This window comes from Rhodohalobacter sulfatireducens (genome assembly GCF_022012475.1).
Classification (GTDB): domain Bacteria; phylum Bacteroidota; class Rhodothermia; order Balneolales; family Balneolaceae; genus Rhodohalobacter; species Rhodohalobacter sulfatireducens.
Map to the genome: position 1 here is coordinate 1 of NZ_JAKLWS010000007.1, position 22,855 is coordinate 22,855.

At 44.1% G+C, this 22,855-nt stretch carries 17 protein-coding genes; 1 reads left to right on the top strand and 16 read right to left on the bottom strand.

Annotated features, from left to right (window positions below; translation table 11 throughout):
* Positions 1-224: 224 nt before the first annotated feature.
* The 15 genes from L6773_RS07345 to L6773_RS07415 all read right to left on the bottom strand — a co-directional run bounded on the left by L6773_RS07345 (position 225) and on the right by L6773_RS07415 (position 19,157).
* Positions 225-1,055, bottom strand: a complete 831-nt coding sequence (locus L6773_RS07345) for a hypothetical protein (RefSeq protein WP_237853219.1) — start codon at positions 1,053-1,055, stop codon at positions 225-227.
* Positions 1,039-1,683 (bottom strand): hypothetical protein, encoded by a 645-nt coding sequence (locus L6773_RS07350; RefSeq protein ID WP_237853220.1) that lies wholly within the window; start codon positions 1,681-1,683, stop codon positions 1,039-1,041. Before L6773_RS07350 ends, L6773_RS07345 begins: the two co-directional genes overlap by 17 nt.
* A gap of 139 nt (positions 1,684-1,822) precedes the next feature.
* Positions 1,823-2,302 (bottom strand): hypothetical protein, encoded by a 480-nt coding sequence (locus tag L6773_RS07355; RefSeq protein ID WP_237853221.1) that lies wholly within the window; start codon positions 2,300-2,302, stop codon positions 1,823-1,825.
* Between the two features lie 378 nt (positions 2,303-2,680).
* A complete protein-coding gene (gene tsaD, locus L6773_RS07360; RefSeq protein ID WP_237853222.1) occupies positions 2,681-3,667 on the bottom strand; it encodes a tRNA (adenosine(37)-N6)-threonylcarbamoyltransferase complex transferase subunit TsaD in 987 nt (328 codons plus the stop codon).
* A gap of 241 nt (positions 3,668-3,908) precedes the next feature.
* A complete protein-coding gene (gene nadA / locus L6773_RS07365) occupies positions 3,909-4,859 on the bottom strand; it encodes a quinolinate synthase NadA (RefSeq protein ID WP_237853223.1) in 951 nt (316 codons plus the stop codon).
* A 148-nt stretch (positions 4,860-5,007) separates the two neighbouring features.
* A complete protein-coding gene (gene nadC, locus L6773_RS07370) occupies positions 5,008-5,862 on the bottom strand; it encodes a carboxylating nicotinate-nucleotide diphosphorylase (protein WP_237853224.1) in 855 nt (284 codons plus the stop codon).
* Positions 5,859-7,436, bottom strand: coding sequence for an L-aspartate oxidase (gene nadB / locus L6773_RS07375; protein ID WP_237853225.1), 1,578 nt, complete (start codon positions 7,434-7,436; stop codon positions 5,859-5,861). Before nadB ends, nadC begins: the two co-directional genes overlap by 4 nt.
* A 123-nt stretch (positions 7,437-7,559) precedes the next feature.
* A complete protein-coding gene (gene dnaK, locus L6773_RS07380; RefSeq protein WP_237853226.1) occupies positions 7,560-9,515 on the bottom strand; it encodes a molecular chaperone DnaK in 1,956 nt (651 codons plus the stop codon).
* A 41-nt stretch (positions 9,516-9,556) separates the two neighbouring features.
* Entirely contained in the window at positions 9,557-9,988 is a 432-nt protein-coding gene (locus L6773_RS07385; RefSeq protein WP_237853227.1) for an Hsp20/alpha crystallin family protein, read from the bottom strand.
* 112 nt (positions 9,989-10,100) lie between these two features.
* The gene (gene aroA, locus L6773_RS07390) at positions 10,101-11,396 is read right to left on the bottom strand and encodes a 3-phosphoshikimate 1-carboxyvinyltransferase (RefSeq protein ID WP_237853228.1); all 1,296 of its coding nucleotides are present in this window, start codon (positions 11,394-11,396) and stop codon (positions 10,101-10,103) included.
* A gap of 3 nt (positions 11,397-11,399) precedes the next feature.
* Positions 11,400-14,387 carry a tetratricopeptide repeat protein gene (locus L6773_RS07395; RefSeq protein ID WP_237853229.1) on the bottom strand — a complete coding sequence of 996 codons (2,988 nt, stop codon included), beginning with the start codon at positions 14,385-14,387 and terminating at the stop codon, positions 11,400-11,402.
* Positions 14,388-14,484: 97 nt separating this feature from the next.
* Entirely contained in the window at positions 14,485-15,153 is a 669-nt protein-coding gene (locus tag L6773_RS07400; RefSeq protein WP_237853230.1) for a CBS domain-containing protein, read from the bottom strand.
* Between the two features lie 12 nt (positions 15,154-15,165).
* A complete protein-coding gene (gene hflX / locus L6773_RS07405; RefSeq protein WP_237853231.1) occupies positions 15,166-16,437 on the bottom strand; it encodes a GTPase HflX in 1,272 nt (423 codons plus the stop codon).
* Between the two features lie 27 nt (positions 16,438-16,464).
* Positions 16,465-17,052 (bottom strand): hypothetical protein, encoded by a 588-nt coding sequence (locus tag L6773_RS07410; protein WP_237853232.1) that lies wholly within the window; start codon positions 17,050-17,052, stop codon positions 16,465-16,467.
* Positions 17,049-19,157 carry a vWA domain-containing protein gene (locus L6773_RS07415; protein WP_237853233.1) on the bottom strand — a complete coding sequence of 703 codons (2,109 nt, stop codon included), beginning with the start codon at positions 19,155-19,157 and terminating at the stop codon, positions 17,049-17,051. Before L6773_RS07415 ends, L6773_RS07410 begins: the two co-directional genes overlap by 4 nt.
* A 109-nt stretch (positions 19,158-19,266) precedes the next feature.
* Between L6773_RS07415 and L6773_RS07420 the strand changes: the two genes are divergently transcribed.
* Positions 19,267-21,930, top strand: a complete 2,664-nt coding sequence (locus L6773_RS07420) for a hypothetical protein (protein WP_237853234.1) — start codon at positions 19,267-19,269, stop codon at positions 21,928-21,930.
* A 3-nt stretch (positions 21,931-21,933) separates the two neighbouring features.
* On the opposite strand, the gene L6773_RS07425 is transcribed toward L6773_RS07420, so the two are convergent.
* On the bottom strand, positions 21,934-22,839 hold the full coding sequence (locus tag L6773_RS07425; RefSeq protein WP_237853235.1) for a TIGR01777 family oxidoreductase: 906 nt from the start codon (positions 22,837-22,839) through the stop codon (positions 21,934-21,936).
* Positions 22,840-22,855: the final 16 nt, after the last annotated feature.

Here is a 22,855-nt window from a genome sequence, read left to right on the forward strand (position 1 = left end):
CATTCCGCTGAGTTTCGAGGCTTATTATACGTATCCGGCCGGTGGGTAGGTCAGATATGAGATTTGAGATGTGACAGTAATTAAAAGCACGAGCGAGTCTACTACGTTAAAACTTCGTTGACCGAGGACGCTCGCGCTATTCCAATATTCCAATTTATTTTGAGATGGCGCAAGCAGCCTGCCCCGTACCGTCGGGGGCTCGCGATGACAATATCGAACACTCGCTACTGCCCGGAAGCATATAAATACTCATTCTCACGCCGGACATTGAAACCGGAATCTTCATATGGATTAACCGTAAGCCTGATCTGGATGTGACCGGTACTCCCATCAGCATTTTGAAAATCCGGGTTGTTTCCCTCAAGGTTCGAAATACCAACGATAGTGATCGTTGAATCTGTAATATTCTCGGATATCACAAAATCGAACTGGCTCCCGGGATCGTATCGGTTGAGGTCACTCAATTGAATAGGCCGGGTTGATCCGTTGTCCGCTGCAAATGTTGTAAAATGTCCACCGCCTCCTCCATTTTCTTGTGGTAGAATGGCTTTTGCAGAGGCATTGAAATAGAGATCGAGCATCTCAGACTGAAGTTGAGCTAATGTATGCTGTCGTTCTATTGAGGCAACATTCTGACTTTCATAAGCAGAAACGCTGATAGCCGAATAAAAGCCGATCGTAACGGCTGCAATTACTATACCTGTACCGAGATGCCACCTTACAGGTTGTAGTAATTTTTCAGAATTTTCCCTTTTTTTAAATCCAAATGCCATAAATGTTGGCGCTATTACAAGAATGATTGCAATCCCCGTCATAACAAAAAGCAAAGCCGAATTTAATCCTTCAATAGTCGTATCGCCTGCAAACTGATTGATGGCATTTATGGTGGTATATCCAAGAAGGGGTGCTGAAGGATACGTCAATAAATGCCCTGTACTTTCAACAGTATTAGAAAATGGCTCAAAAGCTCTGGGTACAGTAATAGAAAGCAGTACGATTCCCGCGACAATGATTGGAATCATCCAGTTTATAATCGTCTTAGTTCTCTCTTTCATAACTGATCCCATTTGGAGTTAAGGTTGCAACGGCCTGGTATTTGCCGGTTTGAGAACTCACATTTACAAAATCTGAATTTCTCCCATGGGCGATCTTTGCACTTGCTGTGATTGATACCTTTTCAGGCGAAATGATTTTGTATTCGAAATGAATATCCGTTTCTACACCGGATTCAGACAGATCAATGGATCCATCGTCATTTAGTTTGTCTCCCATTATTTGCCTGAATGAAGATGCGATTGTGGCACTGGCATCCTCAGGCAGAGAGGCGTGGTGTTTCAGTGTTTCCAAAAGCACTTCCTGTGTTCGTATTTTAGAAATACCTTCATCGATGTTGGTTCTTATTTGAACCAGATTATTTTCTGTGATTTGACTGCGGCTGTACGTCAAATAAGCACCAAAAAATTGTACGAATACAAGTAAAACAATCAATACACGAATTGCGGTTTTTTGTGGAGCGGATTCAATTGATTGAATGACTTTCCGATCCAGCCAGATGAGATAAATAAGACTGATAAACAGTACGGTAAATAAGCCTGCCCAGATATTTCCCGTTACGAACGAGACCCCGGCGGATGCTGCAATACCGAGAATCCCTGCCATGATGAACCCCGCTTCTCTTTTCATACACTCTTGGTTAGATTCGATTTACATTACAAATCACGCTCTTTTAGGTGAAAAAAGCAAAAAGGGAAGTTGTAGATGATGGAGCTTACTTATAAGGTAAGATGAGGTCAGGTGATATGCTTTTCATGTTCTCTTTTACCTACTCCTCACGAAGCATATTTTCCAGGCCATTTGTATTGTTTCTTTGGGAGGTTCTCCGTGGCTCGGCTTGGTCTCTCTTGTGATAATCGTACTCCTCTTTTTCCTCTTCATCTAGGTTATTCAGTTTTCTTTCCAGGATTTCGTACATCAGTTTGGACCGAAACGATTTTGCTTTCTCAAAATCTATCTTCTTTACAGATAATTTCAGGCTATTTCCCTCCAGTTGAAAAGGATTATCCAGGTCAGGAATTCGGTTAAATGTTAATTCAAATTTTCCTGAAAACCACTTCTTCTCCACCTCAACTGAATCTATGATACGGAGTGGAATTCGACATGACTTCACACTGGAATCCAGAAAACCCAGCGTTGTATCTTTTACCCGGTACTCCAGTTCTAATGATTGATCCACCACTCGCAGCAAACCGTGGATCTCTGCAAGGCCCAGGTATATCTCTTTCTGTTTAAAGGGAAGACTCATTCTCAGTTCAGTTGATCTGTCTTTCGTTTGGATTCAAATTAAGAGAAATGAACAGGATTGCAAAGGGTTTGCTTTAAAACAATTTATTGTACAACAGTAACGGTGCTGAAATTTGTTCTGGTTTGAAATTCGCACAACAACTGGTCCAAGTTGCAAACTTGAACCAGTTGATTGCCGTCTTTTAATAACATGTACGAAAATGGCCCAAGTTACAAACTTGAGCCAGTTTGGGATTTTTATTTTTCCTATGATGATCCACAAAACCAACGAACCTATAACTCGCGCAAGTTTGCAACTTGTGCGATAACGAGTCTAATTCATAATGGTGAAACCATTTATAGTTTTATGTCTCTAATCATGGATCACAAAACCAACGAACTAAGCCAGTCTTGCAAAAGGTTTGATTTGCAAATCGTCGTACCTGCCCTCCCTGGCCTTTAAGGCCCCGGTGATGGCAATCATTGCAGCATTATCGGTACAATATTGAATGGATGGAATCATAAGATGCAGATCCATTTTTTGGGCCATCTCCTCAACTTTTTCTCTTAACATTGAGTTTGCTGAAACACCCCCGGCCACCATAATGTTTTTGACCCCGGTCTTCTTCACAGCCCTTTTCAGTTTTACATGAAGCACGTCTGTAATAGCGGCTGAAACACTTGCACAAATATCATTCAAATTCTGTTGAACAAACTCCTCTCCTTTTTCCTGGGTGTAATAGAGCACACTCGTCTTCAGACCCGAAAAACTAAAATCCAATCCTTTGTTGATCATGGATCGCGGAAAATCATGAAAGGCTGGATCTCCCTCCTTTGAAAGTTTATCAACGATCGGCCCGGCGGGATAATCCAGGTTCAGTAACTTCCCGATTTTATCAAACGCTTCTCCGGCGGCGTCATCGCGTGTCTTTCCAAGTACTTTGTGAGAGAATAGTTCATCTACCTGGACGAGCCGGGTGTGTCCGCCAGATACAATCAACGCCAAAAACGGGTACACTTCTTCATGCTCAATAAAATTGGCATACATATGGGCGTCGATATGGTTGACGCCAATAATTGGCCGTTCCTGAGAAATTGACAATCCTTTTGCAAAACTAAGGCCAACAAGCAAAGAGCCGATCAATCCCGGTCCACGGGCAACGGCTATAGAATCTACCTGGTCAAGAGAGATATCTGCTTCCCGGAGAGCCTGGTCCACAGTTTTCCAGATCGTTTTATGGTGAGCTCTTGATGCGAGTTCAGGGACCACTCCGCCAAATTGTTCATGAATGGTCTGGGAAGCGATAATATTTGATAAGATTGAACCATCTGCCCAAACCGCAGCTGCTGTCTCATCACATGAGGATTCGATACCCAATATGGTCATATTTACTTTGTGATTTGATCTTGCAAGAGTTGATTATTGAATTCTAGCACTAGCGCAAGTTTGAAACTTGCGCTACCGTGGTCCAAGTTACAAACTTGAACCAGTGAGGAGAAGCAGAGCTTCTATTTTGGCATTCCGAAGCAGGAGCTTCGGAATGAGTAACCACCCCTGTTTCCCCTTCTTCAAAAGGAGTGGATTGTTTCAATGCTAATTCTAATTCTTGAGTAAAGATCTCGAATTATTAACCTACCTGAAGCATCCGGTCGATCGGTACCTTGGCTTTTTCCGCCAGCTCTTTTGGTACCTTCACCTCAAACTGTTTGTGCTTGAGGGCATCTCGCAGATTGTCCATCGTAATCATCTTCATGTAATCACAGACCGATTCTTCATTCGCGGCATAGAATTTTTTCTCGGGACTGTCTTTTCTCATCCGGTGAAGAATCCCGGTCTCCGTCGCTACCACAAATTCCTCTGCATCCGATTCCTTCGCACGATTCAGCATACCGCTCGTTGAATGAACATGACCATCTTTGCAATCAAAATACATGGCTGATTTCATCATGCACGATGTTGAACATCCGCATTCCGGGTGAATCAGAAACTCCGCATCGGGATACTCTTTCTGTTTTTCAGCTAAATTCAGTTCACCAATTTTTTCATGTACGTGGCACGCACCCTGCCAGATATTCAATTCACGCCCCGTAATCATCTCCACATAGGCTCCTAAAAACTTATCAGGTAAAAAGAGAATTTCCTTGTCCTCCGGGATCGACTCCACAATACCAACCGCATTCGATGAGGTACAGCAATAGTCGCTCTCTGCCTTCACTGCAGCCGTTGTATTCACATAAGAAACCACTACGGCACCCGGGTGTTGAGTTTTCCACTCTCTCAGCTGATCAGCAGTGATACTGTCTGCCAGCGAACAACCGGCATCCAGGTCGGGAATCAATACGGTTTTATCCGGCGAAATAATGGATGCAGTTTCAGCCATAAAATGGACTCCACAAAAAACAATGACGTCCTCTTCAGCTTCAGCTGCTTTGTGTGACAATCCAAGTGAATCACCAACATAATCAGCAATATCCTGGATTTCGGGGATTTGATAGTTATGAGCGAGGATTACAGCATTTCGCTGCTCCTTCAACTCAAGAATTTCGGTGGCTAAATCTTCGTTTACTGCGGTTTCCATTTTTTTTGATCTAAAATTAATGAACCTTCAAGCGTCCCTGGACCTTGAAGCGTTCGAATTTATACTAAAATCATGACTCTTCTCCCCAAGAAATTCCTCAGGGAATATGTTTGTCTGTAAAAAAACGTGACTCTTCAAAGACACTTGATTAAAAAATTTCTAAAATTCGCTGGCTGATATCGAATGCTTTTACGGAGTGTGTTAACGCACCAACCGAGATAAAATTGACCCCTGTTTCAGCTACATTTCGAATGCTTTTCTGCGTGATATTCCCGGAAGCTTCCGTTTGAGCACGATCACCAATGAATTCCACAGCATCTCGCATCTGCTTAATACTCATGTTGTCAAGCATAATAATATCTGCACCGCCATCCAACGCTTCGCGGACCTGATCGATGTTTGTAGTTTCTACTTCAATTCTGATGTCGGGATTTGCAGATCGAACACGATTAACAGCCTTTTCGATACTTCCGGCAGCTTGAATGTGATTGTCTTTAATCATCGCCAGGTCGTACAATCCCATCCTGTGATTGGTACCGCCACCTGCTTTTACAGCCATCTTATCTAACTTTCGTAATCCGGGAACGGTTTTTCGGGTATCTAAGATCTTGGTTGAAAAGCCATCCAACAGACAAACAAGCTCAGACGTTTGAGTGGCAATACCGGACATCCGTTGAGAAATATTCAGAGCTGTACGTTCCGCTGTTAAAACAGCCCTGCAATTGCCTGTAAATTCCACAATTGTATCACCATTCTTTACAGGGTCTCCATTCTCAAAAAGTGGATTCCAGTCAATAACTTCATCCAGCTTCTGAAAAACGAATTTGGCCGCATCCAAGCCTGCCACAACTCCATCTTGTTTTGCAATCCACACAGCTTTGGCTTTTACCTGATCTTCTATAATGGCATCTGTTGTAACGTCACCACCACCAATATCTTCAGCCAAGGCAACATCGATGAGATCATCAAGCCACTCTTTGTCAGAAACCTCCGAAAAAATCATGAAACAGCCTGAACTTTATTGAATCGGTTCCTGTAAAATCGCATAGGTTCTTTTTGAGTATCGTCCGGTTCTGGAAAATCATTTCTAAAGTGTACACCGCGACTTTCTTTCCTGTTTAGAGCCCCCACGATAATCAACTCTGCTATATTCACCATCTCCATCATTCGTAAAAAGAAATACTCGTTTCCCTGGTGGTACATAGGTGATTTCAATTCACTGTTGATCTGATCAAGCGCCTGGTGCAATCCGGAATCATTTCGCTCAATTCCCGCAAAACGATTCAGAAGAGATGTAACAATTTTCTTTTGTACTAAAAACGGCTCTTCCAGGTCCGAAGATAATGTAAAAGGCTTCATGTTAACTCCGATCAACCTGGAACTTTCACGGATTTTGCTGGCATGGTCTATTGCGCGTTTACTAAAAACAAGACATTCCAAAAGTGAGTTACTTGCAAGGCGATTTGCCCCATGAACGCCTGTTGCCGCCACTTCCCCACAAGCATATAGGCCTTTGATATTAGTTTCTCCGTCCAGCCCTGTTTCTATTCCTCCTATGCAGTAATGAGCTGCAGGCGCCACCGGGATACCCTCTTTTGTGATATCAATTCCGCGATCTTCAATTCTTTGGATCAATCCCGGGAATCGGTTTCGAATTTTCTCGGAATCCAGGTGAGTGAGATCGAGGTAGACGAACTCTTTATCCTGCTTTGCAATCTGGTTAAAAATCTCTTTTGATACCACATCACGCGGAGAGAGTTCAAGATCCGGATACTTTTCCATAAATCGCTCACCGGATGCATTATAGAGTCTTCCACCTTCACCGCGAACGGCCTCACTTATCAAAAATCCGTCTCCCTTGGAGCTGTAAAAAACAGTCGGATGAAACTGAATAAACTCCAAATCTTTTAAAATCGCACCGTGATTCAGCGCAAGCCACAAACCATCACCTGTGGAGGTATGCGGATTCGTGGAACGAGTGTACAAGCCCGAGTAACCGCCTGTTGCCAGAACTGTAGCCTTACTTTGAATTTGAACAACTTTATCCTCATCATAAACATAGGCAAGCGCTCCAAAACACCGGTTATCGTCACTGATCAAATCGTACACAAATACATTTTCAGTAATCGTAATTTGATCGTTCTCCCGAATTTTCGAAGTCAAAAAATCTACAAGTGCCTTTCCTGTTGCGGCCCCGTTGGCATGTAATATCCGCCGATTGGAGTGCCCCCCTTCCATCCCAAGGTTCAGTGCACCATTCGTCCTCTCAAACGGCATTCCGTTATTGATCAGCTCTTTAACTCGATCGGCACCCTCTCTCACCAAAATTTCTACGGCTTCAGGATCACAATATCCGCGGCCGGCGTCAAGTGTATCAGAGATATGCTTTTCGTATGAATCGGTGTCCGCAAGCACAGCTGCAACTCCTCCCTGGGCCCAATAACTGCTGCTTTCATCAAGGGTAGATTTGGTAACAAGAAGTACCTCTCCATGTTTGGCTGCTTCAATCGCAGCGTTCAAACCGGCAACTCCACTGCCAATGATTAGATAATCTGTTTTTTTAACTGTAAAGCTCACAATGCGTTATCAATACGTTGGAAAGCAATAAAATACAATTTTTTTACGAGGAGCTACAAAATAGAAAAGCCCTCTGCCTATATAGCAGAGGGCTTTGAATTATGTTCTAAGAATCAGCAATGCTTACTTCTTGTCGTCTTCGTCTTCATCAACAACTTCAAAGTCTGCATCTACTGCATCATCTTCTTCCTCAGATGCTTCACTGTCGCCGGCCCCGTTCTGAGATGGTCCGCCTTGAGCACCTGCTCCCGGTCCTCCGGGTTGTTGCTGTGCATCAGCTGCCTGATAAATCTCCTGAGAAGCAGCGGCCCAAACCTGGTTCAACTCTTCCATTGCAGGTTCGAGTTCGTCCATATTTTCCTCCTTATGAGCTTCTTCAAGTTTATTCAGGGCATCTTCAATCTTCTGCTTGCTATCTTCAGAGATCTTGTCTTCGTGCTCTTCAAGCTGCTTTCTGGTTGAGAAGATCAGAGAGTCTGCTTTATTGAGAGTTTCAATTCTCTCTTTGACTTTCTTGTCTTCCTCGGCATGCTCTTCAGCAGCTTTCTTCATTTTTTCGATCTCTTCATCACTCAGGCCGGAAGAAGATTCAATTCGAATACTTTGCTCTTTTCCGGTTCCTTTGTCCTTCGCACTTACATTCAGAACACCGTTGGCATCCATATCAAATGTCACTTCAATTTGTGGTACGCCACGTGGTGCCGGTGGAATTCCATCAAGATGGAATCGGCCGAGCGTTCTGTTATCCTGTGCTTTGGCACGTTCACCCTGGAGTACGTGAATCTCTACACTGGTTTGATTATCCGCAGCGGTCGAGAATGTCTCTTTCTTGCTGGTAGGGATCGTTGTGTTGGATTCGATCAACTTCGTCATCACTCCTCCAAGTGTTTCGATTCCGAGTGTCAGTGGAGTTACATCGAGGAGAACTACATCGTCTACATCACCTGTCATCACTCCACCCTGGATAGCAGCTCCAACAGCTACAACCTCATCGGGATTCACACCTTTACTTGGATCTTTACCAAAGAATTCCTTCACAACTTCCTGGATTTTTGGAATACGGGTTGAACCACCCACCAGTATTACTTCATGAATATCATTTTTGGTAATTCCGGCATCTTTCAGCGCTTTCTCGCAGGGTTTAATCGTTTTCTTCACAAGGTCATCAACCAGTTGCTCAAACTTAGCTCGCGTAAGGTCGATGTTCAGGTGCTTCGGTCCTGAATCCGTTGCAGTGATGAACGGCAGGTTTACATTTGTTTTCTGAGAACTTGAAAGTTCAATCTTGGCTTTCTCAGCAGCATCTTTCAATCGCTGCATCGCCATCGGATCTTCTTTCAGATCAATGCCTTCATCTTTTTTGAATTCGTCGGCCAGGTATTTGATAATTCTCTGGTCAAAGTCATCACCGCCAAGGTGGGTGTCACCGGCAGATGATTTTACTTCAAAAACACCATCACCAAGATCAAGCACGGAAACGTCAAAAGTACCGCCACCAAAGTCATAAACAATGATGGTTTGATCTTTCTCTTTCTTGTCGAGTCCGTATGCCAGTGAGGCAGCCGTCGGCTCGTTGATAATTCGTCTTACTTCAAGTCCGGCAATTTTTCCTGCTTCCTGGGTTGCTTTACGCTGTGCATCATTAAAGTAAGCGGGCACTGTAATCACAGCATCCGTTACTTTTTCACCCAGGTACTCCTCTGCGGTCTGTTTCATTTTTTGCAGTACCATCGCAGAGATCTCCTGCGGTGCATATTTTCTGTCTTCGATTTGAACCCTTGCAGTGTTGTCATCATCAGACTTCACCACATTGTATGATACCTGGCCAATCTCTTCCTTGACCTCATCATACATCCGGCCCATGAATCGCTTAATGGATGAAACGGTTTTATCCGGATTTGTGATCGCCTGTCGTTTCGCAGGGGCACCAACCAACCGCTCGCCATCTTTTGAAAAAGCGACGACAGACGGGGTTGTTCTGCCACCCTCTGAATTTTGGATCACTACCGGCTCGTTTCCTTCCATTACGGCAACGCACGAGTTTGTAGTACCTAAGTCAATTCCTATAATCTTACCCATAATAGTCTACCTGTCTTATTTTTGTTCGTTTAAATTCTTACTTAATTAATGGGGATGGATTGCGAATCATCATCGTTTTCCAACCCGGCTTTTAAAATTTTTACCTGGAGCACTCCCTCTTTGAACGTGGCATCTACAGATGATACATCTGCATTTTCAGGCAGTGCAAATGAACGGGAAAATGATCCCTGAGTTCGTTCTGAACGTTTCAACTCTTCATCATCCTCAAGAAACAGTTCCCGCTCGCCACTGACTGTGAGAATTCTGTCTTTCAGAGTGATTTTAATATCTTTCTTTTTCATCCCCGGCAGATCCATATAAAGTGAATACATTTTTTCACTTTCAACGATATCACAATCGGGTTTAAAATCACCTGCTTCCACAGTCAAAGGAACCATTCGTTCAACTAAACCCTGGATATCTTTGCCGAGTCTTGAAAGTTGTTTTTCTAAGTCAATGTTCAAATTGCTCATTTTTTCACCATTTTTACTAATAGTTTAGCAACCTCAATGCCAACGTACCTCGGGTTGAGGCTTCACTGACGTATTGACATAGAAAAAGTTAGAAATGTGACCTCATGCCAGTTCAGGCCGCAGAATCGCTTAAAGTCTGCAGATCAGTCCAGAACTTTGGATAAGAGATGGCAGTACAGTCGGCATGAGTGATTGCAGAGGTGTCAGTTCCCTTGGTGGCAAGCACTGCTGCAGCCATCGCCATGCGGTGATCGTGATAGGTTGGAAATGTTGCCGCTGAAGGTTTAAAATCTCTCCTGCCTTGAATAATAATCCCATCTTGCTGTAGTTCAACTTCTGTACCTGCAAGATTCAGGATCTCTGCCATTGCTGAAAGCCTGTCAGTCTCTTTGTGACGAAGCTCTTCCGCGCCGGTTATTACGGATTTCCCATCGGCAAAGCACATGGCCACCATCAGTATTGGAAGTTCATCGATACAGTTGGGGATGAGTGCCGGATCGAGGTGAATCGGTTTTAAGTCTGAGGATTCTACAAACAGATCAGATACCGGTTCTTTCCCGGCCAATCTATTATTTGTCTTTTTGAAGGATGCTCCCATCTCTTCAAGGATATGATAAACTGCATCGCGGCTTGGATTGACACCGGTACCGCTCAGGTGAATCTCAGCATTTTCATGAATAGATCCTGCAACCAGCCAAAATGCAGCTGCGGAAAAATCACCGGGTACACGATAATTTTGTTGGGGGATGATGTGATCGCGGCTGCTTTGAATAATTTTTCCCGATCCATACGGTTCTGTTTCCAACTGAAGAAGCCGTTCTGTGTGATCGCGGCTGAGTACATCTTCAACCACTTCAGTGGGTTCATCTCCAAAAAGACCCGCAAGAAGTACACACGACTTGAGTTGCGCACTCGCAATGGGCAATGGATATCTCATTCCTTTTACTCCTCCATGCGAATGAATTTCGAGTGGCGCGTAAATCCCCTCTTTTCCGTCAATCTTGCAACCCATTTTTCGGAGCGGATCGATAATTCGTTTCATCGTACGGGCGGAGAGAGATTCGTCGCCAATCATGGTACATTCCACTCCGGCTCCGGCTACAATTCCGCTCAATAACCGCATTGTGGTTCCGGAATTTCCACAATCCAAAGATTTTTCGGGATCTTGGAAACCATCCCGCCCCACTCCTGAAATTTTCACGGTTGATCCTTCCTGATGGATCTCTACTCCCAATTGCTTCAAACATTCAAGAGTGCTTTGCGGATCCGCCGCAGAAGAGTAGTTTTGAATGATACTATTTTCAGAGGAAAGAGCGGCAAACATAGCCGATCGGTGAGAAATGGATTTATCAGGCGGGGGTACAATTTCTCCGGATAGTTTGGCTACCGGATCTACAGCTTTATTCATGATTTAATTGGATTGCAGTAAACGTCTTGCTTTTTGCGCCCCGGGTGTATCAGGATAGGTTTCTACGATGGAGTTGAGCAGGTTTGTAGCTTCTCCGCGATTTCCCTGGCGAATATAAATTTCTGCCGTTTTGTATTGGGCTTCGGCTACCCACTCATCAAATGTTTCAAATAGTACACTCACCCTGGAATATGCCTCTAATGCCGATTCCCTGTCGCCTTCTGACTGATAGGACTCCCCGAGCAGATATTGAGCCTCTGCCCCAATTTCAGTGGTACTGTTTTCTGCGACCAACTGGAAGAAACGCCGGGCTTCATCTTGTCGTCCGTCTTGCATCAAAACTTTACCAACACCAAGCCTGGCAGCATTGTTTTCTGAGTTGATGGATAACACACGCTCAAAGTTTTGGCGCGCTTCATTTATGTTTCCAAGTTGTAATTGGGCATTTCCAATCCCAAGATACGCCTCTTGCTGGTATCGTTCGTCATTCTCCAAAAGTTGCTGATAGTAGTTCAGCGACCGATTGTAGTTTCCCATCTCATTCTGGAGCCGTCCGAGCTCGGCAAATGCAGGAGCTGTCCGTTCGGAATTCGGAAATTCATTCACCAGTGTAAGGAGTGCATCCGATGCCTGTTCCAGGCTGTCGGTTCGGGTGTAAGCATCCGCCAGGTTGTAATACGCTTCCGGCATCAGTTCGCGGTTATTGGTCACTCTTAAATACTGACGGAATTCACGCACAGCAGCTTCGTAATCTCCTGTCTGAAATACATTCTCCGCCTGTCGAAATCTCAGGCGATCTGCCGTTGTGGAAGTGGGGTTGTCGGCCAGGAAACCTTCAAGTACATCCGTGCTTGTATCTTCTGAACCGGTGGATAGCTGTGCATATTCAATTCCATCAATCGCCTCGATGATATAATCACTTCGGGGATACTCCTCAAGTACGGTTTGATAGGCTTCAATCGCCTCCTCGTATTGACCTGCGTTATAGTAGGAATCCCCAATATTGTACTGTGCTCGTGCAGCCCACTCTGTATTGGGATACCGGGAAATAACAGAGCGAAATTCTTCAATCGCCTGATCGTAATTTCCGGTATTCAAATAAACATAGGCAATGTTATATGCTGCCTGCTCTCGAAGACTGCTAAACGGGTAGATCCTGAGCAGGCGACGAAATTCTGTTACCGCCTCAAAATTTCGGTTCATCCGGTAATAGCTATTCGCTACCTGGTACATCGCATAATCGCCGCCGGGTTCGGCTCCAATAGTATCACGATAATATTCAAGAGCTTGCTGATACTCACCCTGTGCGAAGAAGGAATCTCCAATTCGAAGTTTAGTATCCGTTTCATACGGGTAGAGAACAATCGGCGGAGGTTCATAATTATTCAGAAAATCGATTAGCGGAGCTGTGGCATTCCCAAAATCACCCATCTTGAAATAGGTCCAACCTAAACTGTATTTGGCAGCTCCTACGAGTTCATGTTCGGGGTATTGTCGTATAAATGAATTGAACTGTGTAGCTGCCTGACCAAATTCTTCAATTTGGAAGTTAGCGTCGGCGCTCCAAAAGAGGGCTTCACTTCCCAAATCTGAATTTGGAGCTTGTTCGTGAACCTGTTCAAAATCGGGTTGTGCTTGCTCATACGCCTGGTTGTAATAGAGTACCCATGCCCGCTGGAACCTGGCCTGACGTTTCAGTGCCGGATCCAGGTCTGTTATCTCTTCAGCAAGCTGAAACGTTTCCATCGATCTTGTGTACTCATTATTGGCATAAAACACCTCTCCCAGGAATGTAAGGAGCTGCCCGGGATTCTCCAGTGTTTCATATTCGCGGGCAAGAGGCAGCAGTACCTCAATCGCTTCATTATAGAGTCCGGATTCAAACGCTGTGACCGCCCATTCGAATCGTGCCTGCTCCTGGAAAATTCCTTCCTGGAATCGATCGCCAAACTCTCGGAAGGAGTTGAGTGATTCTTGATATCGGCCTGCCAATTTTTGGTTGACCGCTTCATAATATTGAGCTTTGATTGCAATTTCATCTTCCCCGGAAGAAGCTTCACCAAACGACCGGGCCGCCCAGTGATAGATATCCTGTTTATGAAAGACCCATCCCAAACCGTAATGAGCTATTCTTGATTGCTCCGGATCATCAATTAAATTCAGGTAGCGACGGTAAAAACGTGTGGCATCTTCATAATTATTGATGGCGTTGTAACTTTCTGCAGTCAGGTAAACAGCCTTCGCTCGATTTTCATCATCCAGGTAGGGCAGTGCATCCAAAAAAGCTTCAATTGCTTCTTCAAACTTTCGCTGCTGGTAATACGATTCACCAAGCGCAGTACCGATTCGCCGCGTCATTGCATTTTGCGGATGTCTCTCCCGCAACAACTCAAATGCTTCAGATGCATCTGAATAACTTTCCTCCTCAAGATAAAGACGTCCTCTTGCATAGAGTGCCCTGGGGGCCCAAACACTTCTGCCGTGGGTATCATCCAAAGCCAGGAAATAATCACGGGCCAGGTCAAATTCTCCTGCTTCTGCCGCCGTCTCCCCCAGTGTGTAGTATAACTCAGCTTTATCATCGTATGACTGAGGAAAGTTCAGGGCTTCATCCATCCTGCGAATCGCCTCATCATAATTTTCAATTCTCAGATGTTTCTCAGCTAGATCTCGCAACAAAACTGCTGTTTGGTTACTCCCGGGATAGGCTTGTAAAAAATCATCAACATATTTGTTGGTACCGGTTGAGTCGATCCGCGTAAGTGCTCTCGTCCTGTAGTATGCAGCGGTTTCTTTGATGAGAGTGTTTGATCCATCCCTGGAAACCTCCTCGAAATATGGGATAGCTTCGCTGTAAAGACCTTTTTCAAATAGAGTAAGCCCTGTCTGAAATGTTTCCCGGGGCGATGCCTGATTATTTTGTGCAACACCTTCGTAGGAATAAAACAGAACTGAAACAAGAATACAGATTGAAATTAGGTTTCTACTCATGAAAACATCTAAATAGCTCAGAAATTGATTGTTGTATTCTGAAATATAGCACTCAACCTAATTTGTTCCCACATTTAATGAATTGAGCTTTTTTTGTTTATACATCCAGGTAGCGTAAAAGTTCATCAGCGCGGGTGGAAAGGTCAACTTGCATCTGGTCGTTGCGATTCGCAGTGGTTGTAATATAGCCATGGCGCTGCAGCGAAGATATCACAGCAGATGTATCCTCGTGACTAATTTTGAGCGACACTCGCAATGACTCTTCAAAATCCACCGGTTGTTCTACCGTTAATCCAAGGATTTTAGCTCCTTCCGTTTCAATCAGGTGAACCAGTTCCGAGATCGTAAAATCGGACTGTGGAATTTCTACAGTAATAGTTGATCCGGCTGTAGCAATATTCAGCATTGTTGAAAGTGCCTCGAGAACCTGTTTCTTTTCAATGACTCCCAAATAGGTCTCTGAAGAATCTACTACGGGCAACAGTCTAACTTCGTGTTGTAACATCTGCCGGGCCACTTCAAATACATGTTGTTCTTTGAGTGCGTAAACGGGTTGCCGAAGCTCGAGCGAAGAAATTGTTTGCTGCTCATCTGTAATGTCAGAAATATCATCAAACAGAATATGTCCAATGTTTTTCTTTGTAGTGGGTTCTACAATTGGAATATTTGAAGTTTGCCACGCATCCATTTTTGCCAAAGCTGCAGAAATTGTGCTCGATGGCTCAAGAGGTTTGAAATCGGTATTTAAAAGGTCTTTTGCTAACACGGTTTTATAATATTATTTAATGTCAGCGAGCATCGATTCAAATCGATCGCGATCTGCTTTCGATGTGCTACCTGCTATTGAAACGTGATTGCCTTCATATTGTTCTTTATTGACCACAGCAACCTCGTGTAAGTATGCCACGGCTTTGTAATGCGACATCGGTACATTGTAAGAAAAATCGACGTAATCTTCTTCAATCAATTCTTCCAGTTTCTTTTCCAGCTTCCCAAGCCCAATTCCCCGGTAGGCGGATACAAAAATAGCATCAGAAAACTCTTTCTTTAATCCAACCAATTTTTCCGGCTCAACAAGATCTATTTTATTAAAAACCAGCATTTTTTTAGACTGATGGATCCCCATCTCTTCGAGAGTATCATTCACGACTTCTATATAATCATCAAGGAGCCGGCTGGACGCATCAACTACATGCAGCAAAACATCTGCTTCTCGAACTTCGTCAAGGGTCGATTTAAAACTTTCAATCAAATCGTGCGGCAGTTTTCGGATAAACCCGACCGTGTCTGAAAGAAGTACCTCATGATTTTCGAGCTCAAGCCGACGTACTGTTGAATCAAGCGTGGCAAAAAGCCTGTCTTCGGCCAGTACATTGGTTTCAGTCAAGGCATTCATCAGTGTTGATTTCCCGGCGTTGGTGTAACCAACCAATGAAACCCGCGTGTTATTTTCACGGCCTTTTCGCTGTGTAGTTCGCTGCCTGTCTAACTTCTCCAGTTTCTCTTTGAGTGTTGTAATTCTTTTTCCAATCAAGCGCCTGTCTGTCTCAATCTGTGTTTCACCGGGTCCTTTTGTTCCAATACCCCCTTTCTGTCGGGAGAGGTGAGTCCAAAATCTTGTCAATCTTGGAAGCAGGTATTGCAGTTGAGCCAATTCAACCTGCGTCTTCGCTGCTGCCGTTTTAGCACGGGATGCAAATATATCAAGTATCAAACCGCTTCTGTCCAGTACTTTAACCTTGGCTATCTTTTCCACATTACGGATCTGAGTTGCGGTCAGGTCGTCATCAAATATTATAAGGTCGGCGTTTTTATCCCCACAGATCTGTTTCAATTGTTTCACTTTTCCTGTACCGACATAGGTGGACGGATCCGGGTGGGGTCGATTTTGCAGCTCCTTATGAACCGTACTTGCACCGGCTGTATCAGCCAATAACATAAGCTCATCCAGGTATTCCTCTGCCAGCCAACGAGGAGTATCGGGGCCAAAAAGGCCTACCAATACGGCCCTTTCTTTTTCGAGCGAGGGTTTTCTAATCTCTTCTAACAAGCTATAAAGTCCTTTTATTGATCTTTTTTATTCAAATGCCTTGAAATCGAAAGAGGAGTCAGCAACCGGGGTCATTGTCTTGCCGATCTTCAGATCGATAATCTTATTAAATTTATGGATATTCCTGTCGGGTACAAAGAGTTCAAGGCGAATGAGTTTCGTACGTTTTATACTCTCTGATGGTTCACGATAGATAAAAATATATTCAGACCCTTTAGAAGACGGTTTCTCTACATAATCACTGATCTGGTGCCATGCGATTGTTTGAGACGGATCATTGATATTTTTTACAATTCCATGATCGGTTATGTACGACTTGTTGGTAAAGTAACTCGACATAAACCAGCAGACTCCCATCCAGCTGTAACAGCCAAGCACCGTGTACACCTGGCTGATTTCGAAGGAATAAACTATGGTGCTGACCAATCCGGCGAACCCCAAAAACAAAGTTGAAAACAGCGGGTAGCCTTTCAGCTTTCCCGAACGCCAGCTCAAACGGATGTTTCTAAGTCGAATAGCATTGGCTGTCGTGTAAGCAGCAAGAAATGTTGCCCCCAGCGTAAACATAGCGAGAAGTAGTACAAAGAGGCTATGGATGTCAGTTGAGATATTCATTCAAAAGTTTCTGCTTTAAAGTATCTGGAGACTAATAATTCCAATAGTAATAAAATGATTGCAATTAAAACAAACCAATACCAGATTTCTCGCCCAAAAGATGCTAATTCGAGTTCGTTTTCCAGCTGTGCATTGTCTACACCACCTTCAACGACATACACATTGCTAAAAAGTGTACCAATACTTTCTGTCAGTTGGTCTTCATTCAACGAACCCAATATGGATTCCATTGCATTCTGATTTACCGAAAATAATATTGTTTGATTATTTGATTGCAGTGTCAGCCAACCCGGTTCCCACTCAGTTGCGTGGTAGGTCACACGAGCCCCCTGGAATGTTTGTTGTATTTCCGGAAGTATTATTTCATCATCTTTTACCAGTTGGATACTTTCGGAGTTCTCATTCAATTCAGCCAGGAAAGGTGCACCCAATTCATGCACTTGTAGTGTTGCATCTTCTCCCTGCACAAGATAATCGAGAGTTCTGTAGAATAATGGGGCAAAGAATGGCTTCACCGGAAAGTTCGACCACCCCGGATCGCTCCCAATCGCCGAATAGATCATCTTGCCGCTTCCAACCCTGTTTTCAACCAAGAGTGGATTTCCTGTTCGTGTTTGAAGGATAGAAAATCCCGATGACTGATTGCCCATCGCAATCTCGTAGTAATAAAATAGTTCTGGCACATTCAGTCTTATCTCCTCATCCTCCGGCTTTTCAAACATCTGATCCATAATCGGGTGACCTTCTGCCGGCTCCGCCATTCGATCTACCGGTTCAAATGAACCATAACTTCCTATGACATTCGAATACCGCCCTGCATTGCTGAAATTCAAAAGCCTGTTGTAACTGGTAACATCACCGTTGGCAGCAGGCATGAACAACAAGCCGGCCCCGGCCTGAACATGATCGGTCAGCGGCTCAGACAGATAATCCGGAACCCGGCGAATGCCATCCAGAATGACGGCATCATATTGATTAAGCTCCGAAACCTGGAAGTTGTTAATATTTGCAAACTGAATATTCATCCTCCCGGACTCATCCGACGCAATTTCCAACATCGGAAGAAGGTAGGACTGGAAATCTGCCGTCTCCGGTTGTTGATTGAAAACGAGAATATTTTTTTCATCGGGAAGCTCAATGGCGGCGTAATAGCGATTATCAAACGATAGTTCGTCTCCTTCAAGAAAAAGCTCAACCCGAAGTGAATCCTGGTTCCCGACGGGCAGATCAAACAAAAACTCCCGGGATGATCCGGCATTCAAATCAAATGCCTGCTGCGTAATAAGCTCACCCCCCTGATAAAGATTAATGAATTGATTTGCAGCAGTTTGATTTCCTTCATTCAGTACATTTGCCCGCAACTGCACATTCCCAGATTGAGACATCCCGCCATATTCAATCTCAACACTTTCATACCCAAGATTGAGTGCATCTCCGCTCCCAACCGTCAACACCTGTACATTGATTTCTTCAATAACCGACTCACTTTCCTCAAATTCAGAGAATTGCGACTCTTGCCCGTCGGTAATCAGGTAAAGAATTTTATTGGGTTGGTCCGCTTCCATCAATCGCTCAGCCACCGATTGAAGCCGGTCTGCCAGATAGTTTCCTGCATTTACAGTTCCAATGTCTTCCAGTCGATTAAGTGCGGCTCTTTGTGAAATGAGAGGCACATTCAGTGAACCGCCATTGGTTACATCCATCAGTATTCGGTCATCATCTCCTGCAATCGATAGGATATCCCGAACAGCGTTCTTTGCCTGCTCGCTATAGGGTCCATTTCGATCTACCCGATTCATCGTAGGACTATTATCTATCAAAATTCCTATCGCTTTAGGCTGATTGTTGCTTGACCATCCATACTCGGGAGGTAAAAAGGGACGAGATGCAGCGAGCACAAGAGCCAAAATTGCCAAACAGCGGATTGCCAGAAGCAACCATCTTTTAATTCGAATCCGTTTTAAAGCAGTGGATTTTAACGAATCAAAAAAAGCGAGAGTCGAAAATCTCACTTTTTTAGGTTTTCTTACGTTAAGCAGGTAGATCAACAAAGGAACTGCCACTGTAAGAAGTGCAAATAGAAAAAAAGGATTAAGAAAGCTCATTTACTGAAAAGTTTTTACCTTGGTACACACAAAATTGGAACAAATCTGCCAGAGCGTAATTAAGCTATGGTAATAACCCATCCCTAACAAACTTATTATTCGATTGACGGTGGCTCGCAAAAAAAGACTGACTTTATTATCTCTATTCGTTGCTCTGCTCATCACATCCTGTACCCAACCAACCACAGAACATTGGTCTGAGTTCGTACCGGAGTCAACGTTTGTAGTAATGGTTCCAGGTACGGACGGTACAATCAACCAGGTATTAGCTGAACCGTTTGCTCCCCTGATGGATGATATTACACCCTCAGCTATGCAGCTCATTACTAATATCCAGGAACATACAGATCAACAAATTCCTGTTGAGGCTTTATTACTGCACCCAAGCAGCTCAAACAACTGGCAGCCCGTATGGATTACACGGACGGTAAATGGGCTCCCCGAATCGCTGGCTGGAATCTACCAGGAGAGCTATCAACAAAACCAATATGATTTTAAAGGATTTACAATTGAAAAACTCTTTTTTGATGAGAGAATTTTATTCATGGTTAGTTTTGAACAATGGACCCTGTTTTCTCAGTCAAGCTTTAGCATTGAAAGTGTAATACGCACCCTGAGCGGAGCTGAAGCTGTGATGCCGTTGCAAGACAACCAACTTTCACCCGGCGCCATCATTATGAATACAGAAAGTATGGACGAGTGGGTTCAACAGGTTTCTCAGGTGCTTTTCAGGCCTTTTCTAAAAGATATTTTTGCAGGATCTTCCCCCATATCGTTTCGGCCGTTGCAAGCCGATACAGAAGAATTCCAGTGGCAATTGCAGGGTGCAATGGAACTTCAAGACAGTACTTCTTCACTTGTTCGATACATCACGCAGCCTGCAACCGGTTTCTCTCTCGATCGATATATACCTGTCAACGCCGCAGCATTCAGCATTTTCCGGGTCGATCAACAGGTTTTACAAACAGCTGAGGAAAGCTTTCAATCCGAGCTTGAACTCGACCAATATCTTCAATCAACCCCGAGAGACTGGCATACGATTCAACAAAACATTGGAGATGAAGTTGCCTTTGTTTCCTTTGCCAATTCCGGTCCGTCCAGCGAAAGCGAATACCTGTTCCTTCGAACCATTCAGGATTCCAGTTCGGTTCGATCTGCACTCGACCGGCTGGCTGAACAAGAAATTGTAATTAAAGATGAAGCCACCTATTTCGTAAACAGTTACCTGCTGGGCAAACTTTTTGGTTCTGATATATTCCCTATTGATGATTTTTATATTACAGTTTATGAAGACGTTGCGGCGATAGCTCAAAGAAAAGGCCTTGCTGAAAGTATCGGCGGAGATGCCACACGCAGGAGAGTTATCTATTATGATAACGGTTATGCCACCATTCGAAATTCGCTTCCAAATCCACTCAGCTCTATTCACTACATTAATGCGGCTGATTTTGGCACCTACATTCAACCCTGGCTTTTTCCTCAAAATTATATCGGAACCATTCTCGGTAATCTCGACGAATTTGTAATATCCACACGACTTGAACCGGGAACCAATACTGTGGATGTACGACTAACCTCTTTTGAGCAGGAAACGGAATCCAGCCCGTACACCGATCAATGGGTTTTCCCGCTGAATGGAGCTGAAATAAGTGGGGAACCGGTATTGGCAGACATCACCGGCGGGCCAAGCAATGAAGTGATCTTCTCAACTGAAAACGGGTATATCTACGCACTGGCTATGGACGGAACAGCAATCCTCCAGGCTTCCACAGAGAATGATGTTCCAATCGGGGCCCCTGTTGTGTTTGACTGGTATGGTAATAATCAAAATATCATCATGCAGGCAGCCGGAAATAAGGTATATGCCTGGAATCAATCCGGTACTATTTTGCCGAACTTTCCTATCCGGCTTGATGAAGATATTTCAACTCCGTTAACCATTACCGATATCACCGGCAATGGAATTGCAGAAATTATTGTGGCAACGGCAGATCGCAACATGCACATTTTGAACGCCCGTGGGCAGTCGATTCAAGGCTGGCCTCAATCCACTAACTCAGTTGTGGAATCAAGTCCTTTGATTGCAGAAATCAATAATCAAAAATCCATGTTTGCCTATTCAGAAAACACATTGCATGCATGGAACGTAAATGGTGAGCTCAGAGAAAATTACCCGGTATTCTTAACATCACAGGTTCAAGGTTCCCCTTACAATTACAACAACACCATCCTCGGCTCCGGGCTGAACGGAAACGTGTATAGCATAGGCCTCTCACCTTTCTTTTCTGATTCCCTATCGAATCTTGTATCATCCGACTCTCTGATTATTCAAACTTTACAGGTCACGAATAGCAGCCTGAATTCAACGCCCTCTCACTTCGAAACAACGATACCAACAGAAGAGGGAGGTCTGGTTCAGAGAAACCTGATACTTCTCCAGGCTACCAACGGGTCTCTGTTTTTGTATGATGAAACCGGTCAGCTTCAATTTACACAGTCGATGGGTCAGCCCTCTTCGGCTACCACTCCACCGCTTATTCAAGATCTTGATGGAGACCAACGTGAGGATCTGATTGCCCTGGCTGATTTTGGCAGACTCTATGCGTGGGATATTCTGAGCGGTGAACGGCACAGCGAACTTCCAACTGCCGGAATGAGCTACCCGGTTATCAGCGATTTTCTTGGAAATGGGCGACAGGAAATAATAGCCAGAACTCGTGAAGGGTTACAATGCTGGACGATTAACTTCACCGAGCGGATTAGCTCTGAATAAAAGTTAGAAAATATCAGCCAACGCCTCTTCCAGGTCTTCAAACTTAAATTCAAATCCTGAAATTTGCAGAACCTTAGGCTGAACATTCAAACTCGAAAGTGTTGGTTCTGCCGCCTCACCCAGGAGAGTTCGCATAACAAATTCCGGAACCCGGAAAAACGACGGGCGATTTAATACATTCCCTAATGCATCGGCTACGCGATTCATGGGCTCAGGCTCGGGAGAGCAAACATTATATGCCCCGGTCAATTCCTTTTCATCAATCGGGTAAATTAAAGCACGGACCAGGTCGTCCATATGAATCCATGGCAAAAATTGTTTACCGTCTCCAATGGGCCCTCCCACAAAAAAGAGGAAAGGCAATTTCATGATTTGGAGAAATCCACCGTTTTTTTCAAGTACTATTCCAATACGCGGATTTACTACACGTATGCCCAAATCTTCCGCTTTCCTGGATTCTTCTTCCCAATCTTTACAAACATGGGCCAGGAAATCATCGCCCAAAGAAGAGGATTCATCCAGCAGTTTATCGCCATTGTCTCCATAGATACCCACTGCTGAGGCCGAAATAAACAGTTCCGGCTTTGATCCTGCTTCTTTCATCGCCGTTACAAGTTGTTTCGTAGACTCTATCCGGCTGTTGTAAATCGATTTTTTTACACTTTCCGTCCACCTTTTGCCAAATAGACTTTCGCCAACGAGATTGATAACAACATCCGATTCAGCCATCGCTCCTGACAGATTATCATCCCAACTAATATATTTCAGATTTTTTGATTGCTCTTTTGAATACTTATCTGGAGAACGAGTAACGATGGAGATAAAATGCCCTTGCTTCAGAAGCTCACTACAGAGAGCTGAGCCTATAAATCCAGTTCCGCCGGTAATTACTATATTTTTTGGTTCCATATTTAAATAACATCTC

What these genes read in the sequence shown, in the direction of transcription:
- L6773_RS07345 (WP_237853219.1), bottom strand. Translation starts at nt 1,055, where the DNA reads ATGAAAGAGAGAACTAAGACGATTATAAACTGGATGATTCCAATCATT.
- L6773_RS07350 (WP_237853220.1), bottom strand. Translation starts at nt 1,683, where the DNA reads ATGAAAAGAGAAGCGGGGTTCATCATGGCAGGGATTCTCGGTATTGCA.
- L6773_RS07355 (WP_237853221.1), bottom strand. Translation starts at nt 2,302, where the DNA reads ATGAGTCTTCCCTTTAAACAGAAAGAGATATACCTGGGCCTTGCAGAG.
- tsaD (WP_237853222.1), bottom strand. Translation starts at nt 3,667, where the DNA reads ATGACCATATTGGGTATCGAATCCTCATGTGATGAGACAGCAGCTGCG.
- nadA (WP_237853223.1), bottom strand. Translation starts at nt 4,859, where the DNA reads ATGGAAACCGCAGTAAACGAAGATTTAGCCACCGAAATTCTTGAGTTG.
- nadC (WP_237853224.1), bottom strand. Translation starts at nt 5,862, where the DNA reads ATGATTTTTTCGGAGGTTTCTGACAAAGAGTGGCTTGATGATCTCATC.
- dnaK (WP_237853226.1), bottom strand. Translation starts at nt 9,515, where the DNA reads ATGGGTAAGATTATAGGAATTGACTTAGGTACTACAAACTCGTGCGTT.
- L6773_RS07385 (WP_237853227.1), bottom strand. Translation starts at nt 9,988, where the DNA reads ATGAGCAATTTGAACATTGACTTAGAAAAACAACTTTCAAGACTCGGC.
- aroA (WP_237853228.1), bottom strand. Translation starts at nt 11,396, where the DNA reads ATGAATAAAGCTGTAGATCCGGTAGCCAAACTATCCGGAGAAATTGTA.
- L6773_RS07395 (WP_237853229.1), bottom strand. Translation starts at nt 14,387, where the DNA reads ATGAGTAGAAACCTAATTTCAATCTGTATTCTTGTTTCAGTTCTGTTT.
- L6773_RS07410 (WP_237853232.1), bottom strand. Translation starts at nt 17,052, where the DNA reads ATGAATATCTCAACTGACATCCATAGCCTCTTTGTACTACTTCTCGCT.
- L6773_RS07415 (WP_237853233.1), bottom strand. Translation starts at nt 19,157, where the DNA reads ATGAGCTTTCTTAATCCTTTTTTTCTATTTGCACTTCTTACAGTGGCA.
- L6773_RS07425 (WP_237853235.1), bottom strand. Translation starts at nt 22,839, where the DNA reads ATGGAACCAAAAAATATAGTAATTACCGGCGGAACTGGATTTATAGGC.